The 15,490-nt window shown below is 59.6% G+C and carries 27 protein-coding genes; 3 read left to right on the forward strand and 24 right to left on the reverse strand.

Going from position 1 to position 15,490, the window contains the following annotated elements; genetic code table 11:
- Positions 1 to 71: 71 nt before the first annotated feature.
- From AC07ZH_RS12305 to AC07ZH_RS12370, 14 genes are all read right to left on the reverse strand, one after another.
- The gene (locus tag AC07ZH_RS12305) at positions 72 to 452 is read right to left on the reverse strand and encodes a hypothetical protein (protein ID WP_495199980.1); all 381 of its coding nucleotides are present in this window, start codon (positions 450 to 452) and stop codon (positions 72 to 74) included.
- Positions 453 to 512: 60 nt separating this feature from the next.
- On the reverse strand, positions 513 to 671 hold the full coding sequence (locus tag AC07ZH_RS12310) for a hypothetical protein (RefSeq protein WP_495199981.1): 159 nt from the start codon (positions 669 to 671) through the stop codon (positions 513 to 515).
- Positions 668 to 2,188, reverse strand: coding sequence for a Fic family protein (locus AC07ZH_RS12315; RefSeq protein WP_495199982.1), 1,521 nt, complete (start codon positions 2,186 to 2,188; stop codon positions 668 to 670). The genes AC07ZH_RS12310 and AC07ZH_RS12315 overlap by 4 nt, the downstream gene beginning before the upstream one ends.
- A gap of 1 nt (position 2,189) precedes the next feature.
- Positions 2,190 to 2,618: a hypothetical protein gene (locus AC07ZH_RS12320; protein ID WP_495199983.1), complete on the reverse strand. Its 429-nt coding sequence runs from the start codon at positions 2,616 to 2,618 to the stop codon at positions 2,190 to 2,192.
- A 146-nt stretch (positions 2,619 to 2,764) separates the two neighbouring features.
- Positions 2,765 to 3,403 (reverse strand): hypothetical protein, encoded by a 639-nt coding sequence (locus AC07ZH_RS12325; RefSeq protein ID WP_495199984.1) that lies wholly within the window; start codon positions 3,401 to 3,403, stop codon positions 2,765 to 2,767.
- Positions 3,403 to 3,873, reverse strand: coding sequence for a hypothetical protein (locus AC07ZH_RS12330; protein ID WP_495199985.1), 471 nt, complete (start codon positions 3,871 to 3,873; stop codon positions 3,403 to 3,405). The genes AC07ZH_RS12325 and AC07ZH_RS12330 overlap by 1 nt, the downstream gene beginning before the upstream one ends.
- A 22-nt stretch (positions 3,874 to 3,895) precedes the next feature.
- Positions 3,896 to 4,102 carry a hypothetical protein gene (locus AC07ZH_RS12335; protein WP_495199986.1) on the reverse strand — a complete coding sequence of 69 codons (207 nt, stop codon included), beginning with the start codon at positions 4,100 to 4,102 and terminating at the stop codon, positions 3,896 to 3,898.
- A gap of 7 nt (positions 4,103 to 4,109) precedes the next feature.
- Positions 4,110 to 4,649 (reverse strand): hypothetical protein, encoded by a 540-nt coding sequence (locus AC07ZH_RS12340; RefSeq protein ID WP_495199987.1) that lies wholly within the window; start codon positions 4,647 to 4,649, stop codon positions 4,110 to 4,112.
- Between the two features lie 18 nt (positions 4,650 to 4,667).
- A complete protein-coding gene (locus AC07ZH_RS12345) occupies positions 4,668 to 5,249 on the reverse strand; it encodes an OmpA family protein (protein ID WP_495199988.1) in 582 nt (193 codons plus the stop codon).
- An 11-nt stretch (positions 5,250 to 5,260) separates the two neighbouring features.
- The gene (locus tag AC07ZH_RS12350; protein WP_495199989.1) at positions 5,261 to 5,710 is read right to left on the reverse strand and encodes a hypothetical protein; all 450 of its coding nucleotides are present in this window, start codon (positions 5,708 to 5,710) and stop codon (positions 5,261 to 5,263) included.
- A 107-nt stretch (positions 5,711 to 5,817) separates the two neighbouring features.
- Entirely contained in the window at positions 5,818 to 6,978 is a 1,161-nt protein-coding gene (locus tag AC07ZH_RS12355; protein WP_495199990.1) for a tyrosine-type recombinase/integrase, read from the reverse strand.
- 99 nt (positions 6,979 to 7,077) lie between these two features.
- Complete coding sequence (locus tag AC07ZH_RS12360) at positions 7,078 to 7,332, reverse strand: hypothetical protein (protein WP_495199991.1); 255 nt, start codon at positions 7,330 to 7,332, stop codon at positions 7,078 to 7,080.
- Positions 7,329 to 8,198, reverse strand: coding sequence for a hypothetical protein (locus AC07ZH_RS12365; protein ID WP_495199992.1), 870 nt, complete (start codon positions 8,196 to 8,198; stop codon positions 7,329 to 7,331). The genes AC07ZH_RS12360 and AC07ZH_RS12365 overlap by 4 nt, the downstream gene beginning before the upstream one ends.
- Before the next feature lie 10 nt (positions 8,199 to 8,208).
- Positions 8,209 to 8,562, reverse strand: coding sequence for a hypothetical protein (locus tag AC07ZH_RS12370; protein WP_495199993.1), 354 nt, complete (start codon positions 8,560 to 8,562; stop codon positions 8,209 to 8,211).
- A gap of 246 nt (positions 8,563 to 8,808) precedes the next feature.
- On the opposite strand from AC07ZH_RS12370, the gene AC07ZH_RS12375 reads away from it, so the two are divergent.
- Positions 8,809 to 9,093: a GIY-YIG nuclease family protein gene (locus AC07ZH_RS12375; RefSeq protein ID WP_495199994.1), complete on the forward strand. Its 285-nt coding sequence runs from the start codon at positions 8,809 to 8,811 to the stop codon at positions 9,091 to 9,093.
- On the forward strand, positions 9,090 to 10,034 hold the full coding sequence (locus AC07ZH_RS12380; protein ID WP_495199995.1) for a DNA-binding protein: 945 nt from the start codon (positions 9,090 to 9,092) through the stop codon (positions 10,032 to 10,034). The genes AC07ZH_RS12375 and AC07ZH_RS12380 overlap by 4 nt, the downstream gene beginning before the upstream one ends.
- 232 nt (positions 10,035 to 10,266) lie before the next feature.
- Here AC07ZH_RS12380 and AC07ZH_RS12385 read toward each other — a convergent pair whose 3' ends face one another.
- The 10 genes from AC07ZH_RS12385 to AC07ZH_RS12430 all read right to left on the reverse strand — a co-directional run bounded on the left by AC07ZH_RS12385 (position 10,267) and on the right by AC07ZH_RS12430 (position 14,565).
- Entirely contained in the window at positions 10,267 to 10,545 is a 279-nt protein-coding gene (locus AC07ZH_RS12385) for a hypothetical protein (RefSeq protein WP_495199996.1), read from the reverse strand.
- 17 nt (positions 10,546 to 10,562) lie between these two features.
- Positions 10,563 to 10,931 (reverse strand): hypothetical protein, encoded by a 369-nt coding sequence (locus AC07ZH_RS12390; protein WP_495199997.1) that lies wholly within the window; start codon positions 10,929 to 10,931, stop codon positions 10,563 to 10,565.
- 13 nt (positions 10,932 to 10,944) lie between these two features.
- A complete protein-coding gene (locus AC07ZH_RS12395) occupies positions 10,945 to 11,388 on the reverse strand; it encodes a hypothetical protein (RefSeq protein WP_495199998.1) in 444 nt (147 codons plus the stop codon).
- Positions 11,389 to 11,390: 2 nt separating this feature from the next.
- Positions 11,391 to 11,624, reverse strand: coding sequence for a hypothetical protein (locus AC07ZH_RS12400; RefSeq protein ID WP_495199999.1), 234 nt, complete (start codon positions 11,622 to 11,624; stop codon positions 11,391 to 11,393).
- Complete coding sequence (locus AC07ZH_RS12405) at positions 11,624 to 11,887, reverse strand: hypothetical protein (protein ID WP_495200000.1); 264 nt, start codon at positions 11,885 to 11,887, stop codon at positions 11,624 to 11,626. The genes AC07ZH_RS12400 and AC07ZH_RS12405 overlap by 1 nt, the downstream gene beginning before the upstream one ends.
- A 12-nt stretch (positions 11,888 to 11,899) precedes the next feature.
- A complete protein-coding gene (locus tag AC07ZH_RS12410; RefSeq protein ID WP_495200001.1) occupies positions 11,900 to 12,121 on the reverse strand; it encodes a hypothetical protein in 222 nt (73 codons plus the stop codon).
- Positions 12,118 to 12,747, reverse strand: a complete 630-nt coding sequence (locus AC07ZH_RS12415) for a hypothetical protein (protein ID WP_495200002.1) — start codon at positions 12,745 to 12,747, stop codon at positions 12,118 to 12,120. The genes AC07ZH_RS12410 and AC07ZH_RS12415 overlap by 4 nt, the downstream gene beginning before the upstream one ends.
- Positions 12,737 to 12,970: a hypothetical protein gene (locus AC07ZH_RS12420; protein WP_495200003.1), complete on the reverse strand. Its 234-nt coding sequence runs from the start codon at positions 12,968 to 12,970 to the stop codon at positions 12,737 to 12,739. The genes AC07ZH_RS12415 and AC07ZH_RS12420 overlap by 11 nt, the downstream gene beginning before the upstream one ends.
- A gap of 15 nt (positions 12,971 to 12,985) precedes the next feature.
- Positions 12,986 to 13,624, reverse strand: a complete 639-nt coding sequence (locus AC07ZH_RS12425; RefSeq protein WP_495200004.1) for a hypothetical protein — start codon at positions 13,622 to 13,624, stop codon at positions 12,986 to 12,988.
- 62 nt (positions 13,625 to 13,686) lie between these two features.
- Complete coding sequence (locus AC07ZH_RS12430; protein ID WP_495200005.1) at positions 13,687 to 14,565, reverse strand: restriction endonuclease; 879 nt, start codon at positions 14,563 to 14,565, stop codon at positions 13,687 to 13,689.
- A gap of 120 nt (positions 14,566 to 14,685) precedes the next feature.
- Between AC07ZH_RS12430 and AC07ZH_RS12435 the strand changes: the two genes are divergently transcribed.
- Positions 14,686 to 15,452 (forward strand): IS5 family transposase gene (locus AC07ZH_RS12435; protein ID WP_495200006.1). Its coding sequence is split into 2 segments (ribosomal slippage): positions 14,686 to 15,001 and positions 15,001 to 15,452, totalling 768 coding nucleotides; the frame shifts between segments, so codons are not numbered across the junction.
- The last annotated feature ends 38 nt before the right edge of the window (positions 15,453 to 15,490 follow it).

The raw sequence follows: 15,490 nt of genomic DNA on the forward strand, positions 1-15,490 counted from the left end.
TCCTGCCGCCGCGCTTGGCTGGGACTCTGTAGTTCTTGCGCACCCACTCCATACTCATTCCGACAGTCCCCTCATCTCCAGTACACGGCGGTGCCGCCGTCCACCAGCAGTTCACCGGCATGCACGTCGATCCAGCACTTGCCCGTCCTTCTCTCTTGCCAGTCCACCCGCGAGTCGTAGATCGGCTCGACTCGAAACTCACCGGGGTTGTAGAGGTCGGGAACGAGCAGATGGGGCTCCCGCCCCTCGTCCACCTGGGCACCCGACAACACGCCAGACTGGCAGTAGTCCAGCACCGTCAGTAGGCGCTCGGAGTTTTGCAGCCGCTCCAGGCCTACGCCCTTGGCGCCGATCAGGACGGCGCCAAGCAAGGATGCACGCCGCAGCGCGGCGTTGCGCGTCGCCAGGGCAGAGCCGCTGTAGTTGGCTTTCCCGATTTGTATCCGTTGCATTTGACTCGGCATGACCATGCACCTCATGACAGTTGCTGTGTCCTAATTATTCCACACTAATTAGACCCCGGCAAGTGAACGCGCTTCGTCTTCATCCATGGCATGGACTTGCATGAAATCGTCGCTCATCCATGAGTACGGATCGCCATCCTCCGTGGCCTGCACCGTTCCATCGGGCCACACCCGATAGGTCGATTGATCGCTGCTTTCAGTGGTCATGGCATTCCTCCTTGTGGGCCATGGTCAACATCAAGACCCTCTACAGCCACCGGCACCATCGCAATCTCTCGATCCTGTTCATCGGAGATCAAGAGCTGGTATCCCGCATGGCCCTCGAACTGCCCGAAATAGGCGTTGCGCAGAACCGCTGCTTCGCCGTCCTCTTGCCCTGCGACGTAGAACTGCCGCTTCAACAGCCCGCTCGTTTCCTCCCAGGCGTCGAGCTGGCCGAGTCCATCCAGGCCAGCCACGAATTGCCCAGCAGCCAGCGCATCATGGGCATGGGCCAGGACTTGACCCGTGGAGAGGTAGCCGTCCACCAGCGTCTCCAAGGCGCGCTGGGCGACGTGCTCCATGCTCTGCGCGGCTCGCGCGGCGCTGTCGATGCGCTCTCGCAAAGCCGCTTGCTGCTGATCCGTCAGCGCGCCAGGGCTGGCACTGACGATGGCCCGGTACACATCGTCGGCGGGCTGCTGATCGTCCTTGAGGCTCTTGGCAATCGCGGCATCCTCTACCTGTCGCCAGTCCACCTGGGCCGAGCTGCCTGCCTTCTTGACCGCATCGGCACCGATCTCCGCAAAGGTCAGCAGCGCGCCGGTCGCCGTGGACTTGATGCCTTCCAGGCCTGCGGCCCTGTGCTCCTGTTCCGCGCTCCAGACGGGCGATGCCGGGGTCATGACTTGCTTGTAAGTGTGCTTGTTGCCGATTTCGGCAATACAGGGGAGTTGTTGTTGCTCAAGGTTGAGAGGCGCTGGTTTTTTGCCAGTTATCACCTCAAGATATAAGTCTTGGCTTCTTGCAACGGCTTCTGCCACCATGCGCGTGAAATCCATGAAATCATTTTGTGCGCAAGACTTATCCAGAGCGTCATAATAAGCAGCTCGATCCTCCTTTCTGATAATGGCAATAGGGTATCCATTTTTCATTAGCTCCATGTTCAATAACAGTCGAGACGTTCGACCGTTGCCATCATCAAACGGATGTATTCCAACAAACCTTGTATGCAGTTGTGCGGCCCGATCAATCGGATGCAAGGTTTGAGCGTCAGTGGCATACCAATTTTCCAATCCTCGCATTTCTTCATTTAGATGCAAGTGACTTGGTGGAATGTGGCTCGCGCCAGTTATTAGGACATTCCACCCGCGAAATCTTCCGGCATTGGCATCGTCAATGTTCTTTAGAACCAACGCATGAATATTTCTTATATTCCATGAGTTTATTGCCTCATCGCCAGAAACCAGCTTTTCAACAAATAAAATCGCATCCCTATGGTTGATGGCCTCGAAATGCTCGCGCATTGTTTTTTTTCCGATGGTGATCCCATCTTCAAGAACTGCTTTTGTTTCTCGCAGGGACAGCGTATTGCCTTCAATGGCATTTGAGTTATATATCCAATCCAATGCCAATTTATTCCGAAGCGAAGCAACCACAGATTGTGGCAATGGCCGATAACCGTCTAATTCGGACTTCCTTTTATCGACAAGTTTCAGAAATTCGCCAATATCAATTTGAGCCATTTCAATTCTCCGATTGCTGGTATTTTTTCCACCATCCGAGCACCTTGTCTTTTTGCTCTGCGGTGAGGTGGCCGAGAGCCATCTCCAGCAGATCGAATACCTGCTGCTTGTCGCTGTCGCGCGGCATCCAGTCATCTAAGGCCACAAAATCAGGCGAGACGCCGCGCATCACTGACGCAAGCACGAGATCGGCACACGCACGCGCGTGACTTGCGGCGAAGGCGACGGCGCTCTCATGGGGGATGCCAAGTTCATCGAGCGTGGCCGTGCAGTCATAGACCCCAGTGTCACCAAGCATCGGGGTCGTGTCCGTTGGACACCCCACACCCGAAATAAACGAGCGAGAGCGCTTCTCCCGCTGCCGAAAGAAGGTCTGTTCCGTGTGCCAGTCGCCAGTACCTGTCGGCGATGGCAGGTTGAGCGCGGCCATGCCGCCGAGGTAGCAAAGCCGTGACGTAGCGGGCAGCGTGATCGGGGAGCGCGCAACAGCACTTTTCACAATCCACCTCGAATATGAGTAGTCTTGAGCCATCAAATGGCGCCCTCAATTATTACACACTAATAACCGCACGCACCCTACAAAGGTTCCATGCCCCGTGCCACAAAATGCTCAGCGAGCTTCCGGGGTAGGCCGTAGAAGCCCATGCGCCCTACGGCGGCATCCACCCAGTCGCCACCAAACGCTTCGTTCGACAGCACGGAGCGCAAGGCGAGGATCGGGAACGCATGCTCTTGGCGCCCGTGTGGATAGAACACGGCCACCCAGTCGGGAAAGAGCACGGCCTGGGCCTCATCGCCCTCGCCCGTGCTCTCGATGGTGAAGGGCAGGGCGAGCACACCGGGCATCGCCTTGATCTTGGCGCTTGGTAGGCTGTCGGCCACCCAGTGCGCCATGTCCTCGAAAGCGCCCGCAGGAACATCCAGCAGCACAAGCAGCTTGGAGCCTCCCCACACGATGCCTGGGGCCAGCTCCACATCTTCCTTGCCTTCCTCGCCCAGCCCAGGCACGTCGCGCACGTCGAGTCGGGTAGCGAAATGCTGGAGCAGGGCGATCATCTCCATTGCCACGGGCACATCCCGCGCTTGCAGCGGGTTGCGGCCCATCACCCGCAAAACCGAGGCCGCGTCGCTTCCCTGCCAGTCGCCGCACATGGCGGCATCCGTCAGGGAAGCGATCACAGACCGGATCGCCACGGCCTGCATGGAATCGGCCATCAGATGCACTTGGCGCTGGAGAGCACCAGCTTTGTGACCTGATTGGACTTCTGCATCTGCGGGTCGGCGATCACGTCCTTGCTGATGAGCGCCTTCGTGCCCGCTGTGTACGGCCCGATCACGACAGGCTCGGTGCGGATCGCGCCGCCAGCATCGTTGAACATGGCCACGTTGAAGGTCAGCATGTTCTTGCAGCTCTTGGTATAGGTCACATCGCCGATCAGCTTGTCGTAGAACTTCGACGCGGCGGGGCCGGGGATGCCGCTGCCCTCGCCCTTGCCGTAGGAGAGGTTGACCGTCATGCCCTTGGGCAGCGCCGAGGCGTCCACGGTCTGCTTGCCGTACAGCATCTCCGTCCAGCCGGAATTCATCTTGCGGTTCGTGCTCTCGGCCCACTGGTCATAGCCCGCGCAGCCCGCGAGCACCGAGAATGACGCCACAACAGCAGCCGCTTTCAAAATTTTCGCCATCATTACCTCCATTAGAAAGATTTCAAACCGTTATCTTCGAGTTACGCTCCGCGATTTCTGCGCGAATTCTCTTGATTTCCATCTCGCACTCAGTTTCCAGCGCGTCGTCTTGTTGAATACCGGCAAACAACTGAATTGAGAGCACCAGATTGCTTCGATGATGCGGCTCCCTGGCATTTTCATAGCCCAGTATTTTCAGAGCATCTTGAAGCCTACTATTTTCTGGCATAGTCAAATCACTTAATCAACTGGCAGGTAACAGCCGATTGATATTTGATGCTGGTATTAGCTAGGAATACCTCAGAAGCCGAGCCGACCAGCAGCGTGGTTTTCTTGCTGGTCTGCTTGAAATAGGACGGCTCATCGGTATCCGCCTGTTCGTCAATCTTCGTGACGCCCAGTTTCTTCGCCAATTGCTTGCCTGTCTGTGTTTTCAGGTAAACAACCGCCTTTTTTTCCCCGTCCGCATCGCTGACCAGCGCGGCCAGGACTTGATCGCCGAACAGCGACGGCTGCACGCCTTTGAGTAGCGGCAGGAAAAAGCCGTCCACGCTCTTGACCAGACCCAGAGCCTGGAACTGAGCCTCCACGGCCTGGGCCGTGAAGGTCATACCAGCCTTGCACTGCAACAGCGCTTCGAGCTGCTTGCCCGCTTGAGCCTGGACAGCCGCCTTCCCGCCCGCGTCGGCACTGTCCAGCAACGGGACGGGCATCTGCGCCGAGGCGCCAAAGGACGCCAGAACACCTGCCAGGATCACCAACCGCTTGATCTTCATCTCCGCTCCCTTGCTCGCTTACTTGAACGTGACGATGGCGCGGCGGTTCGCAGCGCGACCCTCTGCGGTGTCGTTCGTCGCGTAGTACACGCCCGCCTGTTCCCGCACTTTGATGATGGCGGGCGAAATGCCGCTGCGCACCAGCATGTCCTTCACGAGCTGGGCGCGGGCCAGCGCAATGCGCTTGTTGATGGCATCGCTGCCGGTGTTGTCGGTGTACCCGACGATCTCGATGGCAGAGGCCGTGCGCGCCCGCGCCAAAATTTCGGCCTTCTTGGATGTGGGCTGGTTCAGCTTGGTGCTGCCCAGCTCGAAACCGAGCGAAGTCGTCTCGACCCCTTCGCTGGACAACGAGCGGCGCTTGCCGAGCTGCCACTCGGCTTCACGCAACCGCTCCCGCAGTTGTGCATTCTCGGCCTCCAGCGCGCGGATGCGGTCGGACTGGTCTTGCTGGTAGGTGACAGCAGGCGCCACTGCCGCAGGCGCCACCGGCGCCGTGTAGGGCATCTCGGGCTTACCGTCGATGACACGATACCCGGCCATCAGATTCTGATGCCCAGCAACCGCAATGGCCGCAAGCGCAATGAGCCGATACTTCATCTGAAATCCTCCTAGTAGGAATGTTGAATGACACCAATCTTCATGAATAATCCGATAGCAATGCGAACGAGCGCTATCCAGATGTAGCCAAATATGAGCATCACTACCACCGTCAGAATTGCCACCTGGGCACGGACGCCAATGCTGATATTCGGAACCAATACCGCAGGAACCCAAAACATAATCAGGGCGACCAGCGGTATCCGCATGGTTTTCTTTTTGAGCAATTCAATATCGTCGGGGAACATCTTCGACTTGATGCCAAACCAGATAACGGCCACCAGATAGCCTGGGACACAGAAAAAAGCCGCCACCAGCACGGTCAAGGCAATCCCGCCCATGCTGCCCAAGACGCTGCTGTGCTTGGCCGCGCCCACGAGGCCCAGGGCCTGGAGGCCCACGCCGAAGAAGAACGAGATGCAGATCAGCAGCACCGGCCCGCCGCAGAGCAGCAGCAGCATCACGGCCCTCGGGCTGATCGGCCCTCGGGCCGAGGGCACCCCATAGCCTGCTACGGGCTGCCTCACGCGCGTGCGTGCAGCGGCGGGGCGCCTGTTGATCCTTCGAGTCATTCATCTTTCTCCTGTCGGTATGTCGCGGCTGCTGATGCGAAGCGCTCCGCATCCTCACGCCGCGCGCGCGCCGCGATCTTGGCGTAGCGCAGAGTGGTCTTGGGGTTGACGTGGCCAAGCTCCTGCTGGGTCGTCTCCAGCCGCGCACCCGCCTCCTGGCGGTGCGTGGCTGAGGTGTGCCGGAACCAGTGCGGGCTCGTGCGCTCCAGCTCGGCGGCGATGTGCAGATCGTCGCAGTCCCTGGCAGCGGCCTTGCACAAGGCGGACACGATCTTTCGCAGCATGCGATCCGACACCGGCAGGCGTGGCCCTTTGGTGTTGCGGGTATGAGGGATCAAAGGCATCGTGTCGGTCGGCGGGGGCCACCCACGCACGCCCATAGCCTCCCGGAAGCGCAGCAGCTCCCGCGCCAGGGCCTCGGTCACGGTCACGCGACGAACCTTGGAGCCCTTGCCAGTCACCCGGAGCTGCCACCCCTCGGAGTCCCGCACGAAATCGGCCATGCTTCCAGCAATGGCCTCTTGGGTTCGGATACCTGTATAGTAGAGTAGGGCACAAATCCAACGATCACGAGCAGCCTCAAGCGGCTTTTTCTGTTGCTCGTCTGCCTGCTGGGCACTCAGCCAGTCCCATAGATACTTGCGCGCAGGCTGGGACAGCACCTTGTCTGCAAGATCATCCTCGATAGTCGGAGGTATCTCAGTGAGGAAGAAAACATTGCGCCGCACGTAGCCTGCGGTCAGCAGGTAATGGAATAGCTGCCCCAGCACCGTGCGGGCAAAAGCCACCCCCTTGTCCGTCATCGGCTGCTTGAGCGTCTGGCTCTTGTAGAGCGGCGCGAGCAGCTTCCCCTTCTCATCTCTCGGGATCAGCCACCGGCTGTCGGGATTGCGCAGCGTGTCGAGGTGAGCCTGAGCATCGGCGACGCTCATTTCCGCCAGGGTCATCTCGCGCTCCTGACACCACTGGAGCAGCCTGTCGCTGCACCGCGCATACGTCCTGGCCGTGTTCTCCGAGCGCGCGCCACGCGCGCGCAACCACATCGCCACGGCGTCTGCATCGTTTCCCACCCCCAGCACCGACAGCCCGCCATCATTCGAGGCGGGCAAAGTGGCTGGTTCATGTACCGCTGGTTCATGTATTTGTGGCAGGTTCATCTTGACCTCGGCAGCATACCACCATATACGTCTTTCACGTTCTTTTCGTGCTATCAACGCATTTTTACGACGAATCGCAAAAACGCATCGCTTCGATTTCTAAACAGACTGACAGGGCTTATCGCCCTTCGCCCGAAAAGCCAGTACAGCCTCACGGATCAGGCCGTCCGTGATCCCCTGCATGTAGCTGGGAATCAGGAAAGGCCTGATGTGAAAGCGCGTCGGATCGCTGCGCGACACCGCCACCTCCGCGCACCGCCCGCGCGTCAGCCAGCTCGACACCGTGTAGTGGTCAAGACAGTCATCCGACCCTCTACCGCAAACCGACAGGTCATCAAGGGCAGGGGAGGTCATCGCTCGGCCTCCGGCTTCCAGTCGGCCAGCATCTTGTCCAGCCTCGGTAAATCGTGCTCGATGGCGGCGATCTCCGACCTCAGCTCGGCCACATGGCGGGCAAAGAGCTGCGGCCACAAGGGATCGTCCCGCATGACTTTCACGGCAGCGCCGTTGCGTCCCTGCCGACTCATCAAGAACTCGGGGTGCGTCGCCCGCTTGGCGTATGCCTGCTCGCGCATCCCCAGGCGTTCGCGCAGCGCGGCGATCAGCCACTGCAACCCCTCGCTGGATACCTCCAGCGGCTTGAAGCGAATCCCCTGGCAGCTTGCAGTCTGCCAGCCCATCTCAGGGCGCGTGTAGCCGTGGTGCGCCATCGTCCCGCCAACCACGGCGATAGCCCGGAAGCACACCGGGCACGTCTTAACCACCTTGTTCGGGTTCACCGGCTTCGACGGGCCTGCGCTCGGCGCACGGCCCTTGACCACCTTGCCCTTGAGGGATGCCACAGCCTCGGCCAGCGGCAGCGCCTCGGCGCAGACGGCCCGCATCGCATCAACGACAGGCCCTTGGGCCTTGCTTCTGGCGACCTTCTTGGCCGTGGCGATCACATCATGAAGGCTCAGGATCATGATGCTGTCGTACAGCTCGTTCACGTCGAGCGGCAACTTCTCCCATTTCCCGCCGTGGAAAAAGGGACTTGCAACATGGTTGTTCCAGGCATCCGCAGCAGCCTGTCCCACCTCGTATTTCACATCCTGATAGTCCACGTTGCGGATAGACCCCGCCTCGATCCCGGCAAGCACCCGCTCAACGGCGACCTCGAAGCGCGAAGGGCTCCGCGCGGCAGCACGCAGGAGAGGGAATTTCTCAAGGGTCAGGCTCATGGTGCTCTCCTTACCGCAGCACTTTCGCCTGCTCGACCTTCCACACCGCATCGAATACCGCACGCTGCTCAGGCGTCAGCGTACTCATGATTTTCGACAGCACCTCCATGCCAGCGAAGGCCTTGGCGAACTCGCCGCGCATCTCCCGGATGGCCGCGTCCTCGCCCGACAGGGCAAGTCGCCAGAACAGCAGGCCGATCTCGCCCCAGGTCGGCGTCAGCTCGATGGTGCCGACCTCACGGACGGACTTTCGCTGTTCTTCCTCGAATGCGGCATCCGCCTCGGCCCTGGCGCGGGACTCAGCATCGGCCTTTGCCTCCACTTCATCGGCGGCGGCGACCGCCTGCTGGGTGCTTTCTGGCATGACAACTCCTTGATTTAAAACGATTCCCAACAATCTACAGCATCGCCGATTCGGAGCCCCGCTCTGCCCTGCTGTAGTTCCGATAATAGCAGTTATCGGCACTTCGTCAAGCACTTTCGTTCATTTTTGGATGAAATACGTTCGTATATGGATTGACAAGAGAGAAAAAGGCGCATAGCATCCATACATCTCCGCTACGCTCCAACGCAGCGCCTTGGCGGCACCGATTCAACCCTACATAGTCCCATGTCAACACCGATTGAACACGCGAAGGAATGGGTTCTGTACCTGCTGGAATGCGCCAACGGCGCTTACTACGCAGGCATCACGAACGACCTGCCCGCAAGGCTCGCGGCCCATGCCTGTGGGCGCGGTGCCAAGTACACGCGGGCCAATCCACCCAGGCATCTCGTGGGCGCCCGTCCGTACCCGGACAGAGCTTCCGCGTCCAAGGCCGAATGGCACATCAAGCAGCTTCCCCGGCTTGCGAAGCTGGCGTTCATCACCGCCCTACCGGGAGAACCTTCATGACCACAAAAACCGAACAGCTCCGCGCGCTGTGCTCCCAGCACCCTCAGTACGAAGCTGGCTCAGCCTACACACGCACCAAAATCCTGTGCGACGTGCTCACGAAGCTCGGCGAGCCGATCCCGTCTTGGATGGTGCTGCGGGAGCACATCGGCAAGGGCAGCTCTGGCGACATAAACCGAGGCGTCAAGGACTACCGTTCGGAGCACGCCGAACTGCTCCAGCGCATGGACGGCCTGCCAGAAGGGATTCCTGGCAAGCTGGCCCAGCCCATGCAGTTGCTCTGGCAAGCGGCATTGGACGAGGCCACTGCCGCTTTCGACCAGCAGCGGCAGGACTTCGAGGCTCAGCAGGCAGAGGCCGAGCGCATCGTTGCCGATGCGCTGCAAGAGCGCGACACCATGGGTTCCAACCTCGCCGTTGCCACCGAAAAGGTAGCGGGTCTGCAAGCCACCGTGGAGCAGGAACGCGAGCGCGCCAACACCGAGCGCGCCGCGCGTGAGCAGGCCGAGCGCATGGCCGAAAAGCACATCGCCGACCTCACCCAGCAGCGCGACGACATGACCAAGGCAGTCGAGGCCAACACCGCCGAGTTGCGCACGCTGACCGCCCGCCTGGAAGACGAGCGCCGCCGCTCGCTCATGCAGATCGAGCAGGCCCGCCAGCAAGTCGAGCTGGCCCGCCAGCAGGCCTACCGAGAAAGCGAGCAGAAGATGGCGAAGCTGGAGACGCAGCTACGCAGCGAGATCGCGGATCAGACCCTTGAAGTCTTCCGCTGGCAGAAGCGCTGTAGCGATCTGGAGTCGAGGAATGCCAAGCTCAGCGAGCTGGTGAAGAAGGATGCGCGGCCAGCTCCCGTCGCCGCGAAGCGCAAGCCTGCCCTGAAAGCCGCTCCAGGGCGCGTGCGCAGGCTCAAGGGGAAGAATTACCTTCCAACCCGGTGATGGTCAAATAGAACGCCCCGCCACCCTCGCACACTGCCGCGCTTCGCTTGCCGCCCCCACGGTTTTGCACCTCTGGCACAAAACCATGGGGGTTAGCTTTTGGGAGAACGGTCATCCCAGTCGGTCATGTAATACAGTGCCCTCCATCACCAAGTTGTCCTTCGCGCACGCTATCGCCGCCGCCGCCGTGCGCGCGCCCACATAGAATCGGCCCGTGGTGGCCTTTTACTTGTCAGAACAGCCGTGCCATGTAAGGCGGCAACCATTGGACAGCGGCAAATGCAATCGCCCATGAACAGGCGATCCCCACCCACTCCGCGCACGATGCTCCCCAATGGATCGCAACCACTAATACAAAAAGGCCGATAGCAACCCACGCAAGGCGTGCGCCTACGTCGTATTTCCAGATGTCGTGCGCCAATAGCCTATGAGCGTGACGGCTGAGCACAACCGCTCGCAGTATCGTCGAGACGATAGATAAAGCGAAAATCGAGATGATGACTGCTTTCATACTCGGCACTGGCTTCCTTAGATGCCAGGGCCTGCCGAGGGCTCGTCGTCCTCGGGCTGGATTCTGGTGCCCACCTTGTCCAAATCCGGCATGCTGATGCGCGCCATCCGGGCAATGTCGGCGTAGTCCTCCAGAGTCGGCGGCATTTGGGCGAGGTCGAGCGGCTGGCGAAGTCCGCGCCACGGCGCATCCTGAATGTCCGAGGGGAAAAATCCGTCGAAAAGCCACTGCCCATCCCTGAATTCTGAAATGCCTTCGCCCTCCACGAATTCGCGGAGGTAGTGACCATCCTCACTCGGCTTGTCCTGGCCGCTCTGCCAGTCAGACAAGCAGCTTTCATCGACTTCGACATTCTCTGCGAACGGATAAATTCGAGCTACTGACATAGAACTCCCCAAATCAGGTTTGCGTGCTTTCTGCCGCTGCTGACCAAAATTGGTCAATTTTCTCGGCTTTGCGCACAGCAGCTTTAAGCTCAAGAGGGCAAGCCACATTAGGCAGGGTATAGCGAACCAACGTGGTAGGCAAACTCGTACCAGTAAACATACCGAGAATAGGATTCAACAATTCATCCTTCGCCCCGGCTGACAGTTTGCGTCTTAGGACATGCCGCTTCAACAGGCCTGCTGCCGCCATTTTTGCAAGGTGCGAACCGATAGTTGCAGAACTGACTTTCCGCCACCCCTGAACATAGCCAATAAATTCCGGGCTATCTGCTATATCAGCATAGCCATACTTTTCCACCCACATGAAAATGTGGTGCCACATTCTCAGTGTTGGCTCTTTCACGCTCACGCTTTGAATGCTTGGCAATGCGATGAAATCCAGATAACTACTCGCCATGTTCACTTTCCAAAATAATCCCTCAGATCACCCGCCCTGAGAGCGTGCGACTGGCCCTGGTTATCCAGCGTCTTCACGAAAGGGGGATCGGCAATTGGGTGCATCGACTCGACCCTGTAGCTTCGGCCCGCCGTGTAGGCGACCTCGCCGGTGCCTTCCATCACCAAGTCTTGTGCGCACATCAGGACGCTCCCGCTCGGGATCGACCAGACCAGCTCGTCGTCTGCGCTGCTCATCAATCCGCCCATTCGCCGATCATGTCCCAAGCAAGGCTGATGTAGTACCCGGCCTTGTTGCTGTTGCCCACCAGCCGTTCCGCCGCATCGTGCAGTTTCTTCATGGCGTCATAGCCACCATAGAACGCTGCTGTTGCGCCGATCAGGGGCATGCGGGCGTATAGCTCATCGCGGCGCGTGTCGATCTCGGGGTCACTCTGGCCGCGCAGCTCGGCCAGCTCGCGCGTCATTTCCACGATGGTTTCCTCAATGGGTTTTTGCATCTCACGGCCCTTTCATGCCCTTGCCGGGTATCGGCTCTCGATGGCCTGCATCAGCGGCTTGGCCTTCTCCGGCGAGACGGTCAGCGGGCCGAAGCTGTCAGGATCGCCCCCACGCTTCACCGCCACATTGCCGCTGGGCCAGACGCCCATAAAGCGCACCCTGGCGCTCCCGTTGATGACGCCTGGAGCCTCAAAGACCTTGCCCCAGGCGGCGTCCAGTTGCGACTTCCTCATGCAGCGTGCTCCAGCGCCGCAGCGGGCTCCGCGTCGATAATGTCCTCGACCCACAGATTGGCCTCAACGTATCGCAAAGCCTCATCCAGCGTGTTGAAGTCCAGCACCTTGTCCTCGTGGCAATACACCTCGCGCACCACCTGAGCATTGCCGCGCACCTTGGAGTACCGCAAGCTCCAGGCACAGTCTGGATCGTTGGGAGTGCTAACACCAAATCTCACCCAGCCACCCTTGATGGTTTTCATGGCCGGTGCGAAATAACGAATGCCGTCCGCCACCCGTTCGACTCCCCCGATCTCGCTCCGGTTCAGGCCGAAGCGCAACACGGTTTGCTTGGTGTCTGCCCACATGCCGCCTATGCCAAACCCCCATGATTCGGCAATAGCCTCCAACGCACGGTAGAACACCATGGTGCCACCAGAGGCCATCAGCTCAACCAGATTGGGATTACCCCCCCACAAGCGTAGCTGCTCCATGGAGATTTCCTCGCGCAGATTGCTCACCACCGCACTGGCGCGATTCGCCTTGCGCTCCGCGCTGCGAAGCTCCTTGTTCTTCTCGGCCAGCTTCTGCTCGGCCTTGTCGAGTTGCCGCCACAGCGCGGCCAGATTGTTTTCAATCAGCATCTGCATTCCTTTCATGACCACGGGCCTTCACCAACACGCGAGCAGCACGGGCTGCGGCATCGAGCGCGCCGCTCGGCCCGCCGTGGTGCAAATCCGCAAAGTGCTGCGATGGCAAACCCCGCACGCGCGCTTGCCAGCCCGATACGGTTCTATTCACGTACTGGGGCACGCTCAACATCGCACCATCAATCTGAATGACCCGTTTCATGCGCGCCACAAGCATCTCTTTCCTGCGAAGTTAAAGGGAGCCCTTGACCCCGTAGCAGCGAGTCTCGGCCACGTAGTCGGGATGGAGGCCGGTGGTGAGCCGCTGCCCAGCCACGAGCTTCCTGGCGGGCTCATCGTTATTCGCCACGGAGAGGGCGAGATAGGCGAACAGCAACTCACGCATGCGGTTGTTGCTCTCGCTCATGTAGCTAAGCAGGCCCAATACTGGATGGTTGAAATTCCCGCACCCAGGCTCGGCGCCCTCCGTTTTCAGTTGGTCTGACAAGTAGGCCAGCAGCTCCGCATCCTCACTGGCGTATTTGTCGCCCGTTCGTTTTTTCCAATCCGCAAATTCTTCGACGTTCGAGCTGAGCGCTTCCCATGTCGTCTGCTGATTGGGCAATTCAACATTTTTCAGCACTGCCAGAACAGGCTTGGGTACGACATAGGGCAACCAGCCTACGATCCAACACCCGTCAGCGTGAACGGAGTCCAACGTGGACTCGGCTTTCCAATCGCCCGCCTCGTGCCAATCATCGCCTTCACGAAGGGCCAAAACGGTTTTGTCAGACACGCCTCCCTCGCCATCATCGGAACGCATCAAAAGCCATGCGACCGAGGTTTCCAGAGGGGGGTGTCCTTGGGTGAATGCCACTTGTGAATTAGACATGGGGAGCCTCCGTATGGTGTATGGCTTATTATTACACACTAATAAGGCCATGTGCAAGGCCATCATTTGCCTATTGGCGCCGTCCCTCTACAGCCTGGATAGTTGGTGCATCCCCAAAACTGCTGCCCCGCATTGGCGCCGCGCTTGGCTTCACGCTTGACCATCGCTGCACTGCATTGCGGGCATGCTGGTGCAATCTCGGATCGTGACTCGCCAGTGGGTGTAGCGGCCTTTCGCTGCCCTTGGGATGGCAGCTCAGTCCGGGCCGACTGGATCAGCTTGTCCAGCGCCTTCCCATCAATCAGGCTGATGTTTCGGCCTTGAGCAAAACTCTTGGCCTCTGGCGTGAATGCGCCCGATGTGACCACCATAGCTCCTGCCGCGCCTCGTGCGGCCATCGCCCCATACAGCTCGCGCACGACAGGCACGCCGACCTTGTAAGCGCGCCAGTGCTTGCATTGCACGATGTACTTTTCCCCGCCTTTTGTCATCGCCAGATCAACACCGCCATCCGGCCCCGGTGAAGTCTCGTACACGGTGTACCCCTGCCTGCGGTAAGCCTCCCCGATCAGCATCTCGAACTCGCGCCACGTCATATCGCTCACGGATGACACGGCGCCCATTTCCTGAGCCTGGGCCAGCAGCTTTTTGCGCTTGGATCGAGCGAAGAAGGAGGCCATGGCCGCGATGACGCAAACTGACGGAGCAAGGAGCTTCAAGACCACGGCAAAGCCCATCATCACGCTGCCAACCATGACCGTAGGAAGCGCCTTGAGCGGATCGCTTCCCGGTGGAAGTGCAGTCGGTTGCAGCGGTGCCGCAAGGTGGTCAAAAACGAAATACGAAACCACACCCAATACCAGACACAGCCACCACGGCAGCATCGCCAGCAGCTCCACGAACACGCTGATGCCGCTGTCTTTTCTTCTTCTGCGAGCCATTCCCAATCCTCCCCCCAAAAAAAGCGCCGCTTCAACCGAAGGTTGGCGGTGTAAGGCCGTGCGGCCTAGGGCGTGTTAACACTAATTGCAATGAAGGTCATCGGATGTGAAACTGCAGGCATGGAGATCACACCCGAGCAATTCAAACGCATCGAACACTGCTTGCCCGTGCAGCGCGGCAACGTCAGCCTGAGCAACCTGCAAGTGGTCAACGCCATGTTGTATGTTGCCGAACACGGCTGCAAATGGCGCGGTCTACCCAAGCGATTCGGCAATTGGCACACGATCTACACGCGCATGCGTCGCTGGACCAAGGCGGGTGTGCTGGACAAGATGTTCGAGGAGCTGCAGCGCGAGCAGCTGGTGCGCGTGAAGATCGAGGCGGTGTCGCTGGACTCCACGAGCATCAAGGTGCACCCCGATGGAACCGGCGCTCTAAAAAAAACGGTCCTCAGGCCATCGGCAAGTCCCGAGGCGGATGGAACACCAAGATTCATATGGTTGCCGCGGATGCTCGAACGGCCGTGACGTTCTGCCTGTCGCCTGGACAGGCCCACGATGCACCCGAGGGCAGACGCCTGCTGCAAAGCCTGGGGCCTGCGAGCCGCCCAATTCACTTGCTCATGGACCGCGCCTACGAAGGCAACGAGACGCGCCAGCTGGCCCTTGATCTGGGATTTATCCCGGTCGTGCCCCCGCTGAGGACCCGGATCGAGCCTTGGGAATACGACCGGGCGATGTACAAGCGCCGCAACGAAGTCGAGAGGCTGTTTCGGCGGTTGAAGGGCTACCGTCGAATCTTCTCGCGGTTCGAGAAGCTCGATGCGATGTTCCTTGGCTTTCTCAGCTTCGTGCTGGTGGCTGATGGTCTTCGCGGTTTGTGTTAACAGGCCCTAGAGCACTCCTGCGCGTGCCATTGGCATGG

Source organism: Simplicispira sp. GW247-4R2A (genome assembly GCF_059424465.1).

What these genes read in the sequence shown, in the direction of transcription:
- AC07ZH_RS12305 (WP_495199980.1), bottom strand. Translation starts at nt 452, where the DNA reads ATGCAACGGATACAAATCGGGAAAGCCAACTACAGCGGCTCTGCCCTG.
- AC07ZH_RS12310 (WP_495199981.1), bottom strand. Translation starts at nt 671, where the DNA reads ATGACCACTGAAAGCAGCGATCAATCGACCTATCGGGTGTGGCCCGAT.
- AC07ZH_RS12315 (WP_495199982.1), bottom strand. Translation starts at nt 2,188, where the DNA reads ATGGCTCAAATTGATATTGGCGAATTTCTGAAACTTGTCGATAAAAGG.
- AC07ZH_RS12320 (WP_495199983.1), bottom strand. Translation starts at nt 2,618, where the DNA reads ATGGCCGCGCTCAACCTGCCATCGCCGACAGGTACTGGCGACTGGCAC.
- AC07ZH_RS12325 (WP_495199984.1), bottom strand. Translation starts at nt 3,403, where the DNA reads ATGGCCGATTCCATGCAGGCCGTGGCGATCCGGTCTGTGATCGCTTCC.
- AC07ZH_RS12330 (WP_495199985.1), bottom strand. Translation starts at nt 3,873, where the DNA reads ATGGCGAAAATTTTGAAAGCGGCTGCTGTTGTGGCGTCATTCTCGGTG.
- AC07ZH_RS12335 (WP_495199986.1), bottom strand. Translation starts at nt 4,102, where the DNA reads ATGCCAGAAAATAGTAGGCTTCAAGATGCTCTGAAAATACTGGGCTAT.
- AC07ZH_RS12340 (WP_495199987.1), bottom strand. Translation starts at nt 4,649, where the DNA reads ATGAAGATCAAGCGGTTGGTGATCCTGGCAGGTGTTCTGGCGTCCTTT.
- AC07ZH_RS12345 (WP_495199988.1), bottom strand. Translation starts at nt 5,249, where the DNA reads ATGAAGTATCGGCTCATTGCGCTTGCGGCCATTGCGGTTGCTGGGCAT.
- AC07ZH_RS12350 (WP_495199989.1), bottom strand. Translation starts at nt 5,710, where the DNA reads ATGCTGCTGCTGCTCTGCGGCGGGCCGGTGCTGCTGATCTGCATCTCG.
- AC07ZH_RS12355 (WP_495199990.1), bottom strand. Translation starts at nt 6,978, where the DNA reads ATGAACCTGCCACAAATACATGAACCAGCGGTACATGAACCAGCCACT.
- AC07ZH_RS12360 (WP_495199991.1), bottom strand. Translation starts at nt 7,332, where the DNA reads ATGACCTCCCCTGCCCTTGATGACCTGTCGGTTTGCGGTAGAGGGTCG.
- AC07ZH_RS12365 (WP_495199992.1), bottom strand. Translation starts at nt 8,198, where the DNA reads ATGAGCCTGACCCTTGAGAAATTCCCTCTCCTGCGTGCTGCCGCGCGG.
- AC07ZH_RS12370 (WP_495199993.1), bottom strand. Translation starts at nt 8,562, where the DNA reads ATGCCAGAAAGCACCCAGCAGGCGGTCGCCGCCGCCGATGAAGTGGAG.
- AC07ZH_RS12375 (WP_495199994.1), top strand. Translation starts at nt 8,809, where the DNA reads ATGTCAACACCGATTGAACACGCGAAGGAATGGGTTCTGTACCTGCTG.
- AC07ZH_RS12380 (WP_495199995.1), top strand. Translation starts at nt 9,090, where the DNA reads ATGACCACAAAAACCGAACAGCTCCGCGCGCTGTGCTCCCAGCACCCT.
- AC07ZH_RS12385 (WP_495199996.1), bottom strand. Translation starts at nt 10,545, where the DNA reads ATGAAAGCAGTCATCATCTCGATTTTCGCTTTATCTATCGTCTCGACG.
- AC07ZH_RS12390 (WP_495199997.1), bottom strand. Translation starts at nt 10,931, where the DNA reads ATGTCAGTAGCTCGAATTTATCCGTTCGCAGAGAATGTCGAAGTCGAT.
- AC07ZH_RS12395 (WP_495199998.1), bottom strand. Translation starts at nt 11,388, where the DNA reads ATGGCGAGTAGTTATCTGGATTTCATCGCATTGCCAAGCATTCAAAGC.
- AC07ZH_RS12400 (WP_495199999.1), bottom strand. Translation starts at nt 11,624, where the DNA reads ATGAGCAGCGCAGACGACGAGCTGGTCTGGTCGATCCCGAGCGGGAGC.
- AC07ZH_RS12405 (WP_495200000.1), bottom strand. Translation starts at nt 11,887, where the DNA reads ATGCAAAAACCCATTGAGGAAACCATCGTGGAAATGACGCGCGAGCTG.
- AC07ZH_RS12410 (WP_495200001.1), bottom strand. Translation starts at nt 12,121, where the DNA reads ATGAGGAAGTCGCAACTGGACGCCGCCTGGGGCAAGGTCTTTGAGGCT.
- AC07ZH_RS12415 (WP_495200002.1), bottom strand. Translation starts at nt 12,747, where the DNA reads ATGCTGATTGAAAACAATCTGGCCGCGCTGTGGCGGCAACTCGACAAG.
- AC07ZH_RS12420 (WP_495200003.1), bottom strand. Translation starts at nt 12,970, where the DNA reads ATGCTTGTGGCGCGCATGAAACGGGTCATTCAGATTGATGGTGCGATG.
- AC07ZH_RS12425 (WP_495200004.1), bottom strand. Translation starts at nt 13,624, where the DNA reads ATGTCTAATTCACAAGTGGCATTCACCCAAGGACACCCCCCTCTGGAA.
- AC07ZH_RS12430 (WP_495200005.1), bottom strand. Translation starts at nt 14,565, where the DNA reads ATGGCTCGCAGAAGAAGAAAAGACAGCGGCATCAGCGTGTTCGTGGAG.